The organism is Mycobacterium sp. 852002-51163_SCH5372311, from assembly GCF_001667115.1.
GTDB lineage: Bacteria > Actinomycetota > Actinomycetes > Mycobacteriales > Mycobacteriaceae > Mycobacterium.
Genome location: NZ_LZIJ01000178.1, coordinates 1 through 17,934, shown reverse-complemented (window position 1 = coordinate 17,934; position 17,934 = coordinate 1). Strand labels below are relative to the sequence as shown.

Annotated in this window: 18 protein-coding genes; 8 read left to right on the top strand and 10 right to left on the bottom strand. The window is 66.9% G+C overall.

Annotated features, from left to right (window positions below; all coding sequences use genetic code 11):
- Together A5791_RS26895 and A5791_RS20680 are read left to right on the top strand one after the other, a co-directional pair.
- Positions 1–927, top strand: a 927-nt coding sequence (locus tag A5791_RS26895; RefSeq protein WP_197504745.1) for a hypothetical protein, incomplete at its 5' end; no start/stop codon positions are given.
- A 275-nt stretch (positions 928–1,202) separates the two neighbouring features.
- Entirely contained in the window at positions 1,203–3,866 is a 2,664-nt protein-coding gene (locus tag A5791_RS20680; RefSeq protein ID WP_067240815.1) for a circularly permuted type 2 ATP-grasp protein, read from the top strand.
- A gap of 24 nt (positions 3,867–3,890) precedes the next feature.
- Here A5791_RS20680 and A5791_RS20675 read toward each other — a convergent pair whose 3' ends face one another.
- Positions 3,891–4,910: a putative zinc-binding metallopeptidase gene (locus A5791_RS20675; protein WP_067240810.1), complete on the bottom strand. Its 1,020-nt coding sequence runs from the start codon at positions 4,908–4,910 to the stop codon at positions 3,891–3,893.
- Positions 4,903–5,835, bottom strand: a complete 933-nt coding sequence (locus A5791_RS20670; protein ID WP_231995970.1) for a transglutaminase family protein — start codon at positions 5,833–5,835, stop codon at positions 4,903–4,905. Before A5791_RS20670 ends, A5791_RS20675 begins: the two co-directional genes overlap by 8 nt.
- 110 nt (positions 5,836–5,945) lie before the next feature.
- On the opposite strand from A5791_RS20670, the gene A5791_RS20665 reads away from it, so the two are divergent.
- On the top strand, positions 5,946–7,187 hold the full coding sequence (locus tag A5791_RS20665) for a triacylglycerol lipase (RefSeq protein WP_067240804.1): 1,242 nt from the start codon (positions 5,946–5,948) through the stop codon (positions 7,185–7,187).
- A gap of 95 nt (positions 7,188–7,282) precedes the next feature.
- A complete protein-coding gene (locus tag A5791_RS20660; protein WP_067240801.1) occupies positions 7,283–7,672 on the top strand; it encodes an MmcQ/YjbR family DNA-binding protein in 390 nt (129 codons plus the stop codon).
- 8 nt (positions 7,673–7,680) lie between these two features.
- Here A5791_RS20660 and A5791_RS20655 read toward each other — a convergent pair whose 3' ends face one another.
- From A5791_RS20655 to aspS, 3 genes are read right to left on the bottom strand one after another with little or no spacing between them, the layout of a single operon-like run.
- The gene (locus tag A5791_RS20655; RefSeq protein ID WP_067240799.1) at positions 7,681–8,745 is read right to left on the bottom strand and encodes an aromatic acid exporter family protein; all 1,065 of its coding nucleotides are present in this window, start codon (positions 8,743–8,745) and stop codon (positions 7,681–7,683) included.
- 36 nt (positions 8,746–8,781) lie between these two features.
- On the bottom strand, positions 8,782–9,210 hold the full coding sequence (locus A5791_RS20650) for a nitroreductase family deazaflavin-dependent oxidoreductase (RefSeq protein ID WP_067240796.1): 429 nt from the start codon (positions 9,208–9,210) through the stop codon (positions 8,782–8,784).
- Positions 9,207–10,991 carry an aspartate--tRNA ligase gene (gene aspS, locus A5791_RS20645; protein WP_067240794.1) on the bottom strand — a complete coding sequence of 595 codons (1,785 nt, stop codon included), beginning with the start codon at positions 10,989–10,991 and terminating at the stop codon, positions 9,207–9,209. The genes A5791_RS20650 and aspS overlap by 4 nt, the downstream gene beginning before the upstream one ends.
- Positions 10,992–11,079: 88 nt before the next feature.
- Between aspS and A5791_RS20640 the strand changes: the two genes are divergently transcribed.
- Positions 11,080–11,967: an oxidoreductase gene (locus tag A5791_RS20640; RefSeq protein ID WP_197504746.1), complete on the top strand. Its 888-nt coding sequence runs from the start codon at positions 11,080–11,082 to the stop codon at positions 11,965–11,967.
- Between the two features lie 59 nt (positions 11,968–12,026).
- A complete protein-coding gene (locus tag A5791_RS20635; protein ID WP_067240789.1) occupies positions 12,027–12,911 on the top strand; it encodes a neutral zinc metallopeptidase in 885 nt (294 codons plus the stop codon).
- 2 nt (positions 12,912–12,913) lie between these two features.
- On the opposite strand, the gene A5791_RS20630 is transcribed toward A5791_RS20635, so the two are convergent.
- On the bottom strand, positions 12,914–13,795 hold the full coding sequence (locus A5791_RS20630; RefSeq protein WP_067240786.1) for a dihydrodipicolinate synthase family protein: 882 nt from the start codon (positions 13,793–13,795) through the stop codon (positions 12,914–12,916).
- 16 nt (positions 13,796–13,811) lie between these two features.
- The gene (locus A5791_RS20625) at positions 13,812–14,597 is read right to left on the bottom strand and encodes an aldolase (protein WP_067240784.1); all 786 of its coding nucleotides are present in this window, start codon (positions 14,595–14,597) and stop codon (positions 13,812–13,814) included.
- 98 nt (positions 14,598–14,695) lie between these two features.
- Here A5791_RS20625 and A5791_RS20620 point away from each other — a divergent pair, with 98 nt between their 5' ends.
- Positions 14,696–15,202 (top strand): helix-turn-helix domain-containing protein, encoded by a 507-nt coding sequence (locus A5791_RS20620; protein WP_067240782.1) that lies wholly within the window; start codon positions 14,696–14,698, stop codon positions 15,200–15,202.
- Positions 15,203–15,206: 4 nt separating this feature from the next.
- Here the strand turns inward: A5791_RS20620 and A5791_RS20615 are convergent, their stop codons facing one another.
- On the bottom strand, positions 15,207–15,653 hold the full coding sequence (locus A5791_RS20615; protein ID WP_067240780.1) for a hypothetical protein: 447 nt from the start codon (positions 15,651–15,653) through the stop codon (positions 15,207–15,209).
- A 105-nt stretch (positions 15,654–15,758) separates the two neighbouring features.
- Complete coding sequence (locus A5791_RS20610; protein ID WP_067240778.1) at positions 15,759–16,787, bottom strand: Rv2578c family radical SAM protein; 1,029 nt, start codon at positions 16,785–16,787, stop codon at positions 15,759–15,761.
- 62 nt (positions 16,788–16,849) lie between these two features.
- Between A5791_RS20610 and A5791_RS20605 the strand changes: the two genes are divergently transcribed.
- Positions 16,850–17,605: an alpha/beta fold hydrolase gene (locus A5791_RS20605; protein WP_067240776.1), complete on the top strand. Its 756-nt coding sequence runs from the start codon at positions 16,850–16,852 to the stop codon at positions 17,603–17,605.
- A gap of 29 nt (positions 17,606–17,634) precedes the next feature.
- On the opposite strand, the gene A5791_RS20600 is transcribed toward A5791_RS20605, so the two are convergent.
- Positions 17,635–17,934, bottom strand: a 300-nt coding sequence (locus tag A5791_RS20600) for an HNH endonuclease signature motif containing protein (RefSeq protein WP_197504744.1), incomplete at its 5' end; no start/stop codon positions are given.

Here is a 17,934-nt window from a genome sequence, read left to right as displayed (position 1 = left end):
CCGCCCGGGTACAACGCACCGCCTCCCCCGCCGCCGAACTATGGCCCACAAGGGGGCCAACCGGGCGGCGGCTACGGCGCTCCTCCCCCTCCCCCCGGGTCGCCGCAAGGCTATGGCGCGCCCCAGGCCGGCTACCCGCCACCTGGATACGGTGGACAACCTGGCGGCCCGGTATCCCCGCCGTTCAGCGTCGGGGATGCGTTCAACTGGGCGAAGGACAAGTTCATCCAGAACGCCCAGGCAATGGTCGTGGCGGCCATCATCTACTTCGTAGGCATGGGAATCGTCTTCGGTGTGATGTATGGCGGCACGATCGCCCTCGCGACGACCTCGACCTACACCGACTCCTACGGCTACCAGCACACCTCGTCGTCAGGCGGCGCAGGCGCGTTGATCCTGATGCTTGTCATGTACTTGCTGATATTCGCCACGGCGGTCTACATGCAGGCCTCATTTGCCTCGGGGGCCCTGGACATCGCCGACGGAAAGCCGGTGAGCATCGGGACGTTCTTCAAGCCGCGCAACCTGGGACCGGTCATCCTGACCGCCTTGTTGGTGTTCCTCGGCGTGGGCATCGGATCGATACTGTGCTTCATCCCCGGCCTGATCTTTGCCTTCCTCTCAATATTCGCGATTCAGTTCGCGATCGACCGGTCCCTGTCGCCCGTCGACGCCATCAAGGCCAGCATCGAGACCGCCAGGGCCAACGTCGGCCCCACATTGCTGTCATGGCTGGTCCAGTACGCGGTGATCTTGGTCGGCCAACTTGCTTGCGGCATAGGCCTGGTCGTCGCTCTCCCGGTCGCAGCGCTGATCCAGGCCTACACGTACCGCAAGCTGACCGGTGGCCAGGTGGCCGAGGTGGCCCAGCCCGGGTTCCGGCAGGGCCCGCCGCCGGGCATCCCGCCCGGGCCGCAATACAGCTAGTCCAGCAAAAGGTTTCGGCTCCTGACGGCAAGTTCGTCAGGAGCCGAATCTTGCATATGCGGGAAGCGCCGGCCTGACCGAATTGCGCTGCGCTGCAGGCTGCCCGCCATTGTGATGAGATCAGCGCTGATGAGATCAGCGATGATGGGCGGCAATGTTGCGCTGAATCAGGATGCCCACGGAACTCGGCGCGCCTGCTATCCCCGGCGTCCGGCGCCTGCGTACCGTGCAGCAGGAATGACATCCGCAGGACGGGCCCGACGATGACGCTCGGCATGAGCGACTCGGCGGCTGCCACCACACGCTACGACGTGGACCGGCTGGTGGCCGGATACCGCACCGCGCGCGCCCAGCAAGCCCTCTTCGATCTGCGGGCGGCCGGCTCAGCCGGCGGAGGTTATGACGAATTCGTCGACGCGGGCGGAAGCGTGCGGCCCGCATGGAACGAGTTGGCCGACACCGTCGCCGAGCGTGGCAGGGCCGGCCTGGACCGGCTGCGCTCGGTGGTGCGCAGCCTGATCGACAACGACGGAATCACCTACACCGGAGTCTCGGAAGCCGAAGCCAGCTGGGACCGGGCCACCGGCGGGCACGGGCCGGAGCCAGGTCCGTGGACTCTGGACACGCTGCCGCTGGTGGTTTCCGCGGCCGATTGGGAGGTGCTGGAGTCCGGGCTGGTGCAGCGGTCGCGCCTGCTCAACGCCGTGCTCGCGGACTTGTACGGGCCGCGCACGCTGCTCACCGAAGGCATCCTTCCGGCGCAACTGGTGTTCGCCCATCCCGGTTATGTGCGGGCGGCGATCGGAGTCGAGGTGCCGGGGCGCCACCAGCTGTTCATGCACGGTTGCGATCTGAGCCGACGGCCTGACGGCGGCTTTCAGGTCAACGCCGACTGGACCCAGGCGCCGTCGGGAGCCGGCTATGCGCTGGCCGACCGCCGTGTGGTGGCGCACGCGATCCCCGACCTCTACGAAAGAATTGCGCCGCGGCCGACGACCCCGTTCGCCCAAGCGCTGCGGCTGGCACTGATCGACGCGGCACCCGACGTCGCCCAAGATCCGGTGGTGGTGGTGCTCAGCCCGGGCATCTACTCCGAAACCGCATTCGACCAGGCGTATCTGGCGACATTGCTGGGTTTCCCGCTGGTCGAGAGCGCGGACCTGGTGGTGCGCGACGGGAAGCTGTGGATGCGCTCATTGGGCACGCTCAAGCGGGTCGACGTCGTGTTGCGCAGGGTCGACGCCGATTACGTGGACCCGCTGGATCTGCGCGCCGATTCCAGGCTGGGGGTCGTCGGCTTGGTCGAGGCACAACACCGCGGGACCGTCACCGTCGTCAACACCCTGGGCAGCGGCATCCTGGAAAGCCCAGGGCTGCTCCGGTTTTTGCCCGACCTCGCCGAGCGCTTGTTGGGCGAGGCTCCGCTGCTGGACACGGCGCCGGTGTACTGGGGTGGCATCGCCGGTGAACTCTCCCACCTGTTGGCGAAGCTGCCGTCGTTGTTGGTCAAGTCCACGGTGGGAGCGGAAAGCTTTGTCGGACCGGCACTTTCGTCGGCTCAGCTGGACGAGCTGGCCGCACGCATCGCGGACATGCCATGGCAGTGGGTCGGTCAGGAACCACCGGAGTTCTCGTCGGCGCCGACCGACCATGCCGGAGTGTTGTCGTCGGCCGGCGTCGGGATGCGATTGTTCACCGTTGCCCAGCGCAGCGGCTACGCACCGATGATCGGCGGGCTGGGCTATGTGCTGGCGCCCGGGCCCACCGGGTACATGCTGAAAACCGTTGCGGCCAAGGACGTCTGGGTGCGTCCGACGGAACGTGCACGCGCCGAGGCGGTTGCTTTACCTGCGTTGGGGGCGCCGGCGCGCCACCCCGCGAAGAGCGGCGCCGGCACCCTGGGGGTCAGCTCGCCGCGCGTGCTGTCCGACCTGTTCTGGATGGGACGCTATGGCGAACGCGCGGAGAACATGGCCCGTTTGCTGATCGTCGCCCGCGAGCGCTACCACGTCTACCGCAACCAGCAGGTCACCGAGGAAAGCGAGTGCGTGCCGGTGCTGATGGCCGCGCTGGGCCGCATCACCGGGACCGACATCGGCACCCGCGACGACCATGCCGAGCTGGTAGCCGTCGCCCCCTCGATGCTGTGGTCGCTGACCATGGACCCGGACCGGCCGGGATCGCTGGTCCAGTCGGTGGACGGGCTGGCCCTGGCCGCACGGGCGGTGCGCGACCAGTTGTCCAACGACACCTGGATGGTGCTGGCCAATGTGGAGCGCGCGGTAGTACAGCGGGACGACCCGCCGCAGTCGCTGGGCGAGGCCGATGCGTTGCTCGCCTCGGCTCAGACGCAGACGTTGGCCGGGATGTTGACGCTGTCCGGGGTGGCCGGCGAGTCCATGGTGCACGACGTCGGCTGGACCATGATGGACGTCGGTAAACGTATCGAACGCGGCCTGTGGCTGACGGCGTTGCTGCGCGCGACGCTGACCAGGGTGCGCAGCGCACCCGCCGAGCAGACCATCATCGAGTCCACCCTGTTGGCATGTGAATCGTCGGTCATCTACCGGCGCCGCAACGTGGGCATCGTCAGCGTCGCCGCAGTCACGGAGTTGATGCTGTTCGACCCGCACAACCCCCGGTCGCTGGCCTACCAGCTGGAGCGGTTGCGGGCCAACCTCACGGAATTGCCGGGCTCGTCGGGCTCGTCGCGGCCGGAGCGCATGGCCGACGACATCAACACCCGCCTGCGCCGCTCGGATCCGGCCGAGCTGGAAGTGGTCACCGAGGGCCGCCGCGCGGAGCTGGCCGAACTGCTGGATGCGATCCATGCCGCGCTGCGCGAGCTTGCCGACGTCATCACGGACACCCAGCTGGCGTTGCCGGGTGGCATGCAGCCGCTGTGGGGGCCCGACGAACGACGGGTGATGCCGGCTTGAGTGTGCCGAGCTCTGGAACTCAGGCTATGACTCGTCGATGACCGTGTAGATGAACTGCATCTTGTCCAGCACGGCGACCGGCAGCACGAACGGGTACAGGTCGTCGTGACCCATCGAACGGTTCACCATGTTCAGCGACCACGACAGCGGCAGCCATAGGTCGATGATGTGAGGAAAGGCGCTGGGTCCCAAGGCCGGCCGGTCGAAGGTCGCCGTCGCCGGCGCCAGACCGCACCAGGCCGCGGTGTCCATCGTGTCGCGGATGTGCAGGTAATGAGCGAACGTCTCGGCCCAGTCCTCGGCCGGGTGCATGGTCGCATAGGACGACACGAAGCTTTCCTGCCAGCCCTCGGGCGGACCCTCTTCGTAGTGCCGGTCCAGCGCCGCCTGGTAGTCGGCGTCGGGGTCGCCGAACAGCTCGTTGAATCGCGCCAGCCTGTCGCTCGACGGAGCGATCAGCCGGTAGAAGTAGTAGTGCCCGATCTCGTGGCGGAAGTGCCCGAGCAGGGTCCGGTACGGCTCCTCCATCTCGACCCGCAGTTGCTCCCGATGGACGTCGTCGCCCTCGGCCAGATCCAGCGTGATGACCCCGTTGTCGTGCCCGGTCATCACCTGCTCGAAAGCGCTGGACAGCAGGCGGAATCCCAGTCCTTGTCCGGGATCCTGGTCACGTCCGACGATCGGCAATTTCAGCTCGTACAGCTCCACGATCAGCCGCCGCTTGGCCGCCTCGGCCCGCGCGAACGCCGCCAGGCCGTCGGTGTCGCTGTCGTTGGGCCGCTCCAAAGTGAGCGCGCACGACGTGCACAATCCGCCGGGACGGCTCTTGGGAACGAGCCAATTGCATTCGGCCAGATAGAGATTGGCGCACAGCTGATAGTCGTCGGCAGGCACGGAGCCGGCGTGGTCGGTTTGCCACTCTTGGGCGATTACCAGCAAGGCCATCTGCTCGAGCGAAAATCCGAGCGCGCTGCCGCACGACAGGCAGGCCGAGTTCTCAAATGTCAGGCGGTGACCGCAGTTCGGGCAGTGAAAGTCACGCATCCAGGGCATCCCCTTCGATGGGCACCACGTCGACGGCGACGTCGATCACGCTGTGCTCGGAGTTCGTGTAGATGATGCCGCGCAGCGGCGGCACGTCGGCATAGTCGCGGCCTCGACCGACCACGATGTAGCGCTGGTCGACCAGCTGATCGTTGGTGGGATCGAGGCCCAGCCATTCGAACTGCCCTGGCTGCTGTGGTGTCCACACCGATGCCCAGGCATGGGTCGCGTCAATACCGATCATTCGGTCCTTTCCGGGCGGTGGGTCGGTGGCCAGGTACCCGGAGACGTAGCACGCCGCCAGACCGTTGGCCCGCAAGCAGGCGATCGCCAGCCTCGCGAAGTCTTGACATACCCCTTCGCGGGCCGCCAGAACCTCGCTGACCCGGGTGGAGACCGTCGTCGTGCCAGAACGGTAGGTGAAGTCGTTGAAGATCCGCCTCCCCAGGTCGCGCATCACCTCGACCAGTGGGCGTCCGGGTTGGAAGCTGGGTGCCGCGTACTCGCGTATCTCGTCGGTGATCTCGGGTGGGTTCAGGTCCAGCGCGAAGTCGGTTGCCAGCGCTCCCCGGGTGCCGCTCGGTCGGGCGGCCTCCCACGGTTGCAGCGCCGGCCCGCCGGCGTACCGGCTGGGAACCTGCGGGGCCACCTCGACGATCGATTCGCTGGTGATGGTCAGGACGCGATGCGGCTCTGTGACGTGGAAATACGAGCTGATGTTGTCGTAGGTGTCGCGGCTGGTCGAGCTGTCTGCCGGAGTCGGTTCGATGACCAGCCGGTGTGCAATGCAACGTTGCCGCAGCGAGTCGCGCGGAGTGAGAAAAGCGCGGCCGTAGGAGCTGGTCACGACGTCGGAGTAACGGTATTCGGTGCGGTGCGTGACCCGATAGCGGTGGGCGGCGGAGTCGGACGCAGCATCAGGCACACCGAGATTCTGACCAATTGTGGTCTTCAACGACAAAGTGGGAACCATTAACGTCGATTGACGACTGTCGGGGACGGCGTGCGCCGCAGAGAACTGGGAGGGAGTGGCTCGTGCAACGACACGAAATCCGATCATTGGCCGACCTTGCGGGCGAAGGCACCCGGGTGGTCACCGCGCTGGTCCGCGACATGCACGGCGGGATCTCGAGTCGCGTCTTCGACGCGGTCGGACCGGTGTCCAAACCGGTGCAGGTGATTCACGACGCCACCGCCGCGATCACCTATCGGCTGGTGGACCGCGCGATCCGTGGATCGCTGCACGGCGCGGGCGGAATCGCCGCCGAGGCTTGCAGCAACGACGACGACCCAACGGTCCAGGCGGCCCCGCGGATCGCGGGAGCCGTCGCGGCGCTCAACGGAATCTACGGCGATGAGTTGGCCGACCGCGGCAACGCATTCGCACTCTCGATGGGAATCCGGCGGCACGGGCAGCCCGTCGCACTGACCGCCGACTCGATCGCGGCAGCGTTTCCGGAGGCGACCGGCCGGATCGCGGTTTTCGTGCACGGCTGGTGCCTGACCGAACGGTCTTGGTGGCGCCGGCCGCGAACCGGGGAATTCCACCAGCCGTACGGCACGGGGTTGCGCAACGAGCTGGGGATCACCCCGATCTACCTGCGGTACAACACCGGGTTCCACATTTCACAAAACGGCCAGAGCCTGGCCGACCTGCTGCGCAAGCTGCAGACCCTGTGGCCGGTGCCGGTGGACGAGATCGCGCTGGTGGGGCACTCGATGGGCGGCCTGGTGGCGCGCAGTGCCTGCCACTACGGACTTCAGCACGAGCAGCGGTGGACCGACAAAGTCAGACACGTCGTCTGCCTTGGCTCGCCGCACCTCGGCGCCGACCTGGAAAAAGGGGTCAACGTCGCCTCCTGGGCCCTGGCCAAGCTTCCGGAGACCCGCGCAATCGCCTACTTCCTCAACCGGCGCAGCTCCGGCGTCAAGGACCTGCGGTTCGGCGCGCTGCTCGACGAGGACTGGCGCGACTGCGACCCCGACGAATTTCTGCAGGACCGCTGCCACGAGGTGCCCTTTCTGCCGAACGCCGTCTACCACTTCGTCGCCACCTCCGCCGCGCCGCGCGCAATCGGCCTCCTGGTCGGCGACAGCCTCGTGCGTCCGGCGAGCGCGGCAGGCCGCGGCCGGTCACGCAAGATTCCGTTCGAGTCCGCACACGGACTGACCTTGACCGGTCTGCACCACTTCGACCTGCTCAATCACCCGTCGATCTACCAAAAGCTGCTGGACTGGCTGACTGAGGCGCCGGCTTTGCCCGAGTCGGCGAGCTAATTCGACCGCGTTAGCGGCAGCGGGCGTTGCGGCCCTGGGCGCCGGATCTACGCAGAAACATGCCATAGCTGTGACTGCGGGAGCACAATCGAAGGGTGGCCACCTGGAACGACGTCGCCAGGATCATCGGTCAGCTGCCGCTGACCGCGGAGCCCGCGCCACACGACTGGCGGGTGGGCAAGAAACTGGTCGCCTGGGAACGGCCGCTGCGTAAGTCCGACCACGAAGCGCTGCGCGCGCTCGGGTCGCAGCCTCCCGAGGGCGACATCCTCGGTGTCCGGGTGTCCGACGAGGGCGTGAAGTTCGCGTTGATCGCCGACCAGCCGGACGTCTACTTCACCACCCCGCATTTCGACGGTTATCCGGCGGTGCTGGTGAAACTAGCGAACATCGAGATCATCGAGCTCGAGGAGCTGATCACCGAGGCGTGGCTGACGCAGGCACCCAAGCGCCTGGTCCAGGAGTTCCTCGCCCAATCGTCGTAGGCCTGACGTCACGTCGGTCTGAGGTCGATCACTCGTTGCAGGTCGTCCACGCAGGACTGCACGACGCCGGCCAGCAGCACCTCCGTTTTCTCGGCGGCGCTCGACTGCAGCGCCGCGGCATGTCCACGCGCGGCCTCGACGTGTGCGCTCGCCCTCGCCGGATCCGAGTCCGCCAGCGATGTCGCCTGCGCGAGGTCGACGAGCACTGCAGGCATGGGCTGCGGAAGCCAGTCGGGGGTGTGCAGCGCCGGAGCGACCGCGCGGGCAAGCTGCATCACCGAGCCTGCGAGCAAAGCCGCATACAGCGCCTGGTGATCGGCGGCGTAGACGACCTGACGCATCCCCCACCGCCGCGGCGCCGCCCGGACTACCTGCCGGGCCGTATTGCGCGCCTGGATGAGGTTGCCGAGCTGCTCGTGGACCCGGTCGACCGCCGACAGCGGCCAGTCCGACGGCGCATTCTTGCGACCGGCGGCGAAATCCGCGGTGCGGCACAGCACGTCGTACAGGGCATTCAGCACACCGGCGCGGGCGCCACCCAGCACCGCCAGCGGGTTGGCCGGAAACAACAGGACGGCGAAGATCACGGCCAGGCCGCCACCGATCAGCGCGTCGTAGATGCGTTCGGCACCGACGCCGCTGCGATACAACGCCAGCAGCAAGACCGCCGAAACGGTGGTCTGGTTGACGAACATCAGTCCCTGCCCGATGAAACCCTGTCCGATCAATACTGCGACGCACAGTGCCAGCAGCGCGGTGACCGCGATGGGGACGGCCCCGGTCCCGATAACCTTCTGCACGACCGTGCCTATGCCGATGCCGAGCGTCACTCCTACCATCATCTGGATCGCGCGCTGCGCACGTAAGACATTGCTGGCCGAGAGACAAACCGCGGCAGCGATCGGGGCGAAGAATGGCTGCGGATGCTTGAGCAGATCGTGGGTGATGTACCAGGCCAGGCCTGCGGCCACCGCCGTCTGCAGGATTGTCCACCACACGCCTCGGACCCGTTGCAGGCCGGCCCTGCCGCCCTCGGCCGCTCCAGAAAGCAGCGTCACCCGCGAGGTACTCATCAGGCTTGCTTACCCCACCGCGCGGCGCGGCGCCCGCTAAGCCGGCTGCAGCTCGAAAAGCGGAATCACCCGGCTGGTCTTCGACTGGTATTCGGCGAAGCCCGGTGCTGCCGCCGCGACCTTCTCGAAAAGCTCGTCACGCTCGTCGGACGGCAGTTCGCGAGCGGTCACGTCGAACGCGCCCGCACCCACTTCGATGTGCGCGTTCGGGTTGGCCCGCAGATTGTGCACCCAGGCCGGGTTGACGTCGGCGCCGGCGAAGGATCCGATGATGATCAGCTTGCCGTCGATGCGGAAGTAGGCCAGCGGCGAAATTCGCTGCTTGCCGGACTTGGCGCCGGTTGTGGTGAGCAGCAGCAGGTTGGCGTTGGCGAATTGGCCGCCGACCTCGCCGTTGTTGGCCCGGAACTCTTCGATGATGTTGTCGTTGAACGCATTCAATGTCTTGGTATCAGGTTGGCTCATGCCTGCGCCCCCGTTTTTGGGGTCATCGGCTTGAAGTCTATTCCGGACTCCTTGCGCTGCTGGGCGGTGATCGGCGCCGGCGCGTCGGTGAGCGGGTCGACACCGCCGCCGGTCTTGGGGAACGCGATCACCTCGCGGATCGAGTCCATGCCGGCGAGCAGCGCCGTGATGCGGTCCCAGCCGAACGCGATCCCGCCGTGCGGCGGAGCACCGAAGGTGAACGCCTCCAACAGGAAACCGAACTTCTCCTCAGCCTCGGCCTTGTCGAGGCCCATCACCGCGAACACCCGTTCCTGGATGTCGCGGCGGTGGATGCGGATCGATCCGCCGCCGATCTCGTGGCCGTTGCAGACGATGTCGTAGGCGTCGGCGAGCACGTTGCCGGGATCACTGTCCAGCGCGTCCTCGTATTCGGGTTTGGGCGCGGTGAAGGCGTGGTGCACCGCGGTCCACGCCCCGGAGCCCACCGCCACGTCGCCGGCGGCGGTCGCCTCGTCGGCGGGCTCGAAGAGCGGTGGGTCGACCACCCACACGAATGCCCAAGCGTCCGAGTCGATCAGCCCCAGCCGGCCGGCGATCTCGCTGCGGGCCGCCCCCAGCAAGGCCCGCGACGGCTTGGGCGGGCCCGCCGAGAAGAAGATGCAATCGCCGGGCTTGGCACCGACGTGCGCGGCCAGCCCGTCGCGTTCGACGTCGCTGAGGTTCTTGGCCACCGGGCCGCCCAGCGTTCCGTCGTCGCCGACCAGGACGTAGGCCAGCCCGCGGTGCCCGCGCTGCTTGGCCCAGTCCTGCCAGCCGTCCAGCGTGCGTCGCGGCTGCGACGCCCCGCCGGGCATCACCACCGCACCGACATACGGCGCCTGGAATACGCGGAACGTGGTGTCGGAGAAGAACTCTGTGCACTCGACGAGCTCCAGCTCGAACCGCATGTCCGGCTTGTCCGAACCGAACTGCCGCATCGCGTCGGCGTAGGTGATCCGCGGGATGGGCGTGGGAATCTCGTAGCCGATCAGCGCCCATAGCGCGGTCAGGATCTCTTCGGAGATGGCAATGACGTCTTCGGCGTCGACGAAGCTGATCTCCATGTCGAGCTGGGTGAATTCGGGTTGGCGGTCGGCGCGGAAATCCTCGTCGCGGTAACAGCGGGCGATCTGGTAGTAGCGTTCCATCCCCGCCACCATCAGCAACTGCTTGAACAGCTGCGGGCTCTGCGGCAGGGCGTAGAACGTGCCGGGCCGCAGCCGGGCCGGGACCAGGAAGTCGCGCGCCCCCTCCGGCGTCGAGCGGGTGATCGTCGGCGTCTCGATCTCGACGAACTCGCGGCGGGCAAGCACTGCCCGCGCGGCGGCGTTCACCTTGGAGCGCAACCGGATTGCCGCGGCCGGACCCTCGCGACGCAGGTCGAGGTAGCGGTACTTGAGCCGCAACTCCTCGCCGGCGGGCTCGTCGAGCTGGAACGGCAGCGGTGCGCTCTCCCCCAGCACCGTCAGCGTGGACGCGTTGACCTCGATCTCGCCGGTCGGTAGCTCGGGGTTGGCGTTGCCTTCCGGGCGGGTCTCGACCACGCCGGTCACCGCGATGCAGAACTCGGCGCGCAGCCGGTGCGCCTGCGCCAGCACGTCTGAAGCGCGAAACACGACCTGGGCAATACCCGAGGCGTCGCGCAGGTCGATGAAGATGACGCCGCCGTGGTCGCGGCGGTGAGCCACCCAGCCGGCCAACGTCACCTGCTGCCCGACGTCGTGAGTCCGTAGCGAACCAGCGGCGTGGCTGCGCAACACAAAAACTCCTTCTAGGGCGGGTTTGGATGACTGCTCAGTTTAAAGGGCCACACCATCGGCCTCGGTCGCGCACGGTACCTTCAGTCCCATCTCCACCACCATCGCACTCGTCGGACCCGGCGCCGTCGGCACGACGGTCGCCGCATTGCTGTACAAGGCCGGGCATCCGATCGTGGTCTGCGGCCACACCCCGCGCGACAGCATCGAACTGCGGCCCGACGGCGAGGAACCGATCGTCGTGCCCGGCCCGGTGCACACCGATCCCGGGGAGGTGAACGGCCCGGTCGACGTGCTGGTGCTGGCGGTCAAGGCGACGCAGAACGACGACGCCGCGGCCTGGCTGAACCGGCTCTGCGGCGCGCACACCATCGTCGCCGTCCTGCAGAACGGCGTCGAACAGGTCGAGCAGGTGCAGCCGCATTGCCCGTCGTCGCCGGTGGTGCCCGGGATCGTGTGGTATGCGGCCGAGACCCAGCCCGACGGGTGGGTGCGGCTGCGCGGCGAAGCCAGGCTGGTGCTGCCCAGCGGACCCATGGCGCAGGAACTCGCCGAACTGTTGCGCGGCGCCGGCTGCGGGGTGGAGTGCGATCCCGACTTCATCACGGCGGCATGGCGCAAGTTGCTGGTCAACGCGCTCGCCGGCTTCATGGCGTTGTCCGGGCGGCGGTCCGGAATGTTCCGCCGCGACGACGTCGCCGACCTGTCACGCCGCTACGTCGCCGAATGCCTGGCCGTCGCTCAGGCCGAGGGCGCGCGGCTGCCCGACGAGTCGGTCGGCGAACTGGTCGAGATGTTCCGCCAGGTTCCCGAAGACATGGGCACCTCGATGCTGGCCGACCGGGAAAGCCACCGCCGGCTGGAATGGGACATCCGCAACGGGGTGATCATCCGCAAGGCCCGCGCCCACGGCCTGGCCACGCCGATCAGCGACGTCGTGGTGCCACTGCTGGCTGCCGCCAGCGACGGCCCGGGCTGACACCGATTGCCCGCACCGGCACCCCCATTGCCACCACCGCTCTCGCGTTAGGCTGTGCCATGACCTTCAACGAGGGTATGCAGATCGACACCAGCACGGCGTCGTCTTCCGGCGGCGGAGGTGGTGGCGGCATGATCGCCATCGGCGGCGGGCTCGGTGGGCTGGTGATCGTGCTGCTGGCCATGTTCCTCGGCGTCGATCCCGGACGGGTGATGCCCCAGCAGGGGATGAACACCAGCGACTACTCGGCGCCCGGTTTCGACCTGAATCAATGCAAAACCGGCGCCGACGCCAACAAATACGTGCAGTGCCGGGTAGTGGCCACCGGCAACTCCGTCGACGCGGTGTGGCATCAACTGATGCGCAACTACACCCGCCCGCACGTGCGGCTGTTCACCGGTCAGGTGAACACCGGCTGCGGCGCGGCCACCAGCGAGGTCGGGCCGTTCTACTGCCCGGTGGACCAGACGGCCTACTTCGACACCGACTTCTTCCAGGTGCTGGTGGACCGATTCGGTTCCAGCGGTGGACCGTTCGCCCAGGAGTATGTGGTGGCGCACGAGTACGGCCACCATGTGCAGAACCTGCTGCACGTGTTGGGTCGCGCACAGCAGGGGGCTCAGGGCGCCGGCGGCAACGGCGTGCGCACCGAGTTGCAGGCCGACTGCTACGCCGGAATCTGGGCGCATTACGCGTCCACCACCAAGCAGGAGAGCACCGGCGTTCCGTACCTGAACCCGTTGAGCGACAAGGATATCGCTGACGCGCTGTCCGCCGCGGCGTCGGTGGGCGACGACCGCATCCAGCAGGAGACCGCCGGACGGACCAACCCCGAATCCTGGACGCACGGCTCGTCTGAGCAACGGCAGCACTGGTTCACCGTCGGGTATCAGACCGGTCAGCCGAAGGACTGCGACACGTTCAGCGCCCACGATCTCGGGTAGGCCTAAGCGGTTGTCAGCAGCCTCTGCAACTCGGCGCGTCCCTGATCGTCGAGTGGCAGCAGCGGGGCACGCGGATCCCCGACCGGGAAACCGAGCAGATCCAGGCCGGCCTTCACCGTGGTGGCCAGTCCGCCCGCAACGATGAACTGCAGCAGCGGCCTGAGGTCGTCGTAAATCGCCCGCGCCTTGTCGACATCGCCCGCACGTACCGCGTTGTACAGGTCGATGCACGGCTGGGGCCGCAGATTGGGCGCGGCCGTACACCATCCGGAGGCTCCCGCGGTCAGCGCGTCGAGCACCAGTGGATTGCTGCCGTTGTAGAACGGCAGCTTGCCGCCGGAGAGTTCGGCGATGCGCTGCATCCGGGACAGGTCGCCGGTGGATTCCTTGACCATGGTGACGTTGTCGATGGTGTCGAACATGCCCACCAGAAGTTCTGGGCGCATGTCGACCCCACTGGTGGCGGGATTGTTGTAGGCCATGATCGGGATGCCGATGGCGTCGCCGATGCTGCGGTAGTGCTGCACGATCTCACGTTCGGTGAGCTTCCAGTATGAGACCGGCAGCACCATCACCGCGTCCGCGCCGGCCTGTTGCGCATACCGGGCCCGCCGAATTGTCTTGGCGGTGGTCACATCTGACACGCCGACGATGACGGGCAGTCGGCCGTCGACGGTCGTGATGGTGGTGTCTACCACGGTGTCGAACTCGGCCTCTTCCAGGTAGGCCAGTTCGCCGGTGCTCCCGAGTGGGGCGATCGCGTGGACACCGGAGTCGACGAGTTTGTCGACGAGGGCCGCCAGCCGTTTCGTGTCGATAGTGTCGTCGCCGGCGAAGGGGGTCACCGGGTAGGCGATGATGCCGTGGATCTTGGGATCTGGCACAGACGGGCTCCTTCGGTCAGCTGGTCAGAACGTCAGGGTGGTGGCGAAGAGCGCGGCGGGCGTAGTACGCGAAGTTGGCTTTGCTGCGCGCGGGCGTCAGCGTCCAGTCGTGGGCCTCTCGGGCCAATTCGTCCGGCAGTTCTTTGACGGTCCCGGCGGACATCGCGGCCAACTGCAGTTTCGCGGCACGCTCGATGAGAATCGCCAGCGAGCAGGCCTCTTCGATACTGGCACCGGCGACCACCTGGCCGTGATGCGCCAGCAGGACCGCCTTCTTGTCGCCGAGCGCGGCGCTGATGATCTCCCCCTCCTCATTGCCGACGGGGACACCCGGCCACTTCGCGAGGAACGCGCAGTCGTCGTAGAGCGGCGTGGTGTCCATGTGCGAGACGACCAACGGCACTTCCAGCATCGACAGCGCCGCCACGTGGAAGGGGTGAGTGTGCACGATGCACCGAACGTCGGGTCGGGCGCGATAGATCCAGCTGTGAAAACGATTGGCGGGGTTGGGAATTCCGTCCCCGTCAAGAACGTTGAGATCCTCGTCCACCAGCAGCAGATTGTCGTCGGTGACCTCGTCGAAACCGAGGCCCAAACGTTGGGTGTAATAGGTGCCGTCGGCTTCGGCGCGGGCGGTGATCTGGCCGGCCAGCCCGGAATCGTGCCCGGCGTCGTAGAGCGCTCGGCAGGTCAGTGCCAGCTTCTGCCGCTTGGTCAACTGCGACTCTGGGGTCTGGGCGCTCAACTGCTCCTGAGCCCGGCGCATCAGGTCGGACTTCGAATCGGTAAACGTGGTTGCCATCAGGGCTCCCAGTGTCGGTGTGCCACTTTTATGACACAATAGTAGCACTATAGGAAACTTATCCTAAAGGAAACCTTGTGTCATGAGGAGGTCCACGGGTGACAGAACTGCTGCGCGCCGTTCGTAGGCAACATGGCCTCACCCTCGAGGGGCTGGCCGCGCAGACCGGCCTGACCAAGAGCTACCTGTCCAAGATCGAACGCGGCCAGAGCACACCGTCGATCGCCGTCGCACTGAAGGTCGCGCGGGCACTCGACGTCGACGTCGGCCGGCTATTCTCCGACGAGACCGCCGAGAAGAAGATCGCCGTCGACCGGGCCGGCTCGGACGGCGGACGATACCGGGTGCTGGCGTCGGGACTGCTCGGAAAGTCCATGTCGCCGTTCGTGGTTCGCCCGACGGGTGATCCGGCAGACGATCCGCATCCCGAGCATCCGGGTCAGGAGTTCGTGTTCGTGCACGCCGGGACCGTCGAGCTTGACTACGGCGACCAGTCCATCACACTCGGCACCGGTGACAGCGCCTACTTCGACGCGTCGCTCCCCCACAAGATCCGTGGGGTCGGTAGGCAGCGCGCCGAAGTGCTGGTGGTGGCGTGCCGGTAGCGGACTACCAGGGCCGCGTCGAACAGGTGACGCCGGTGGTGGCGCTCTGTGTGACGACGACCTGGCCGTCCACGGCGATCTCGCAGTGGAGTTCGGGAGTGGCCCCGGAGCCGCAGTCGGGCCAGTGACATCCGCCGCTGGCGGCGACGTACGCCCACTGGCTCGGGTTCGCCAGTGTGACGGTGTAGACGAGCGGCTGGTCGGGTGCGAACGCCGTCTGCACGGTGTTCATGAACTGTGCCGAGTTCGCGTTGAAGGCAGCCTGGCTGGGCGGATCGCTGTTCATGTACCGGACGTTGCCGGTGAGATTGCCGGTGCTGGTGATCGTGTAGGTCACCTGGTGGCCATCTGCATGCGCTGCGCCCGGCGGGAACGCAACTCCGGCGACTCCCAGAGCCGCAGCAAATGTTGCCGCCGCAACCCCGAGTGTCACTTTCTGCACGTAGGTAATATCGAAAACGCTACCGGATTTGTTACGGCGTCTTCAGCCGGCGCGAAGGTGCGCAAAATGCCAGGTTTTACGGCGTGTCGGCGTACATATGCGCGCGCTCGCGGTTCAAAACAGAGTCTGCTGCAAGGGTTCCGGCATTGCCGCCGCTTCGACTGCCGGCGAAGACGGGCGGTGGTCGCCGCCCAGCCGGTACTTGGCGACCAGGGGCGCGGCTCGCCTGCGTAGCAGGTCGCGATAGCTCGGCGGCAGATAGGCGCCGCGCCGGTACAGCTCGCGGTACTTCTCGACCATCTCGGGATGCGCCCGGGACAGCCACGACATGAACCAGCCGCGCGTCGAGCCGCGCAGATGCAGGCCGAAAACCGTGACGCCGGTGCCCCCGGCTTCCGCAATCTGGCCGAGTAGCCAGTCCAGGTGCTCGGTGGAGTCGGTGAGATACGGCAGCACCGGGGCGACCATCACGTGACATTCCAGATTGGCGTCGCGGATCGCGGTGATCAGCCGCAGCCGCGCCTGCGGGGTAGGCGTTCCCGGCTCGACGTCGCGGTGCAGTTCCGCGTCGCCGACCGCCAACGACACCGCCACCGACACCGGCACCTGTCGAGCGCACTCGGCGATCAGCGGCAGGTCGCGCCGCAGCAGGGTGCCCTTGGTCAGAATCGACAACGGCGTGACGGATTCTGCGAGCGCGCCGATGATGCCCGGCATCAGCGCGTACCGGCCCTCGGCGCGTTGGTAGGGATCGGTGTTGGTGCCCAGCGCGACGGTCTCGTGGCGCCATGACGGGCGGCGCAGCTCTCGGCGCAGCACTTCGGCGACGTTGGTCTTGACCACCACCTGGGTGTCGAAGTCGTTGCCGCTGTTGAAGTCCAGGTACTCGTGGGTGGGACGGGCGAAACAATAACGACAGCCGTGCGAACAGCCCCGGTAGCCGTTGACCGTGTACCGGAAGGGCAGCGCCGGCGCATTCGGGACCTTGTTGAGCGCTGACTTGCACAGCACCTCGTGAAAAGTGATGCCGTCAAAATGCGGCACGCGCACGCTTCGGACGAAGCCGATGCGCTGCAGCCCTGGCAGCGCTCCGTCGTCGACGGGCGTTCCGTTGACCGCGACAGCCTGACCAGACCAGCGCATACTTCCTATTCGAACAGTAGTTCGATATACAGTCAAGGCGACGCGACAGTTAGGGTCCCTCCATGGAAGCCAGTGGCTCGAAGGCGCTGCCTGGACTGGTGCTCGTGCACGGCGGCGGTCTGGCCGCCGATTCGTGGCAGTTCACCGTCGATGCGATCCGGCAACTGGAGCCGGCGTTGACCGTGCTCGCGGTGGACCTGCCGGGGCGGCGCGACAAGCCGGGCGATCTGTTGACGGTCACCATCGCCGACTTTGTGAAATCGGTGGTCGACGATATCGAGGACGCCGGGCTGGACGATCTGGTCATCGTCGGTCACTCGATGGCCGGACTGACGATCCCCGGCGTGGTTACCAAGCTCGGATCGTCGAAGGTACGCGAGATGGTGTTCGCGGCAGCGTTCGTCTCGCCCGAGGGGACGTCGCTGACCGACACACTGACAGGAGTGTGGGCGCCCCTTGCCCGGCGCAACGCAAGGAGGGGCGGACTAAGCCAAACGCCTGCCGCGGGAATCAGATTCACCTACCTCAACGGAGTCAGCCGCGCGCGGCGCAGGTTCATGGCCGACAAAGTGCACCCAGAATCCGCGCGGATGCTCGCGGAGAAGGTGTCACGGCAGGGAATGCCCGACGACATCCCGCGCACCTGGATACTGACCCTGCGAGATCGCGCCCTCTCGGCGAAGATGCAGCGGCAATACATCGACGCACTCGGCGGCGTACAGACCCTCATTCCAATGGACACCTGTCACTGCATGATGGTCAGCGAGCCGGAACGGCTAGCCCAGATTCTCGTCGAGCGCTGCCGCCTGTACGCCTAGCGCCGCGTAAGACGAGTGCCGATCGGACGTCACGGGTCGTCTTCGTCCAGTACGTCTTCGGTGCGCAGCATTCGTTCGGGGTGGTGGTAGTTGTTGGTGCGGGGTTGGCCGTGGTCGAGGTGGGGGGGTGGGATCCATTCGGTTTGGCCGTTGGGTTGTTTTCGGGTTTGCCAGCCTGTTTCGAGGAGTTTGTGGTGGGATGTGCAGGCGAAGGTGAGGTTGTCGATGTCGGTGCGCCCGCCTGCGGCCCAGTCTGTGGTGTGGTGGACTTCGCTGTAGTAGCCGGGGGCGTCGCAGCCGGGGTGGGTGCAGCCGCGGTCTGTGGCGTA

Bases quoted from the DNA above. Each gene is read 5' to 3' on its own strand.
- A5791_RS20655 (WP_067240799.1), bottom strand. From the start codon at position 8,745: ATGAGTACCTCGCGGGTGACGCTGCTTTCTGGAGCGGCCGAGGGCGGC.
- A5791_RS20650 (WP_067240796.1), bottom strand. From the start codon at position 9,210: ATGAGCCAACCTGATACCAAGACATTGAATGCGTTCAACGACAACATC.
- A5791_RS20680 (WP_067240815.1), top strand. From the start codon at position 1,203: ATGAGCGACTCGGCGGCTGCCACCACACGCTACGACGTGGACCGGCTG.
- A5791_RS20605 (WP_067240776.1), top strand. From the start codon at position 16,850: ATGGAAGCCAGTGGCTCGAAGGCGCTGCCTGGACTGGTGCTCGTGCAC.
- A5791_RS20635 (WP_067240789.1), top strand. From the start codon at position 12,027: ATGACCTTCAACGAGGGTATGCAGATCGACACCAGCACGGCGTCGTCT.
- A5791_RS20625 (WP_067240784.1), bottom strand. From the start codon at position 14,597: ATGGCAACCACGTTTACCGATTCGAAGTCCGACCTGATGCGCCGGGCT.
- A5791_RS20610 (WP_067240778.1), bottom strand. From the start codon at position 16,787: ATGCGCTGGTCTGGTCAGGCTGTCGCGGTCAACGGAACGCCCGTCGAC.
- A5791_RS20675 (WP_067240810.1), bottom strand. From the start codon at position 4,910: ATGCGTGACTTTCACTGCCCGAACTGCGGTCACCGCCTGACATTTGAG.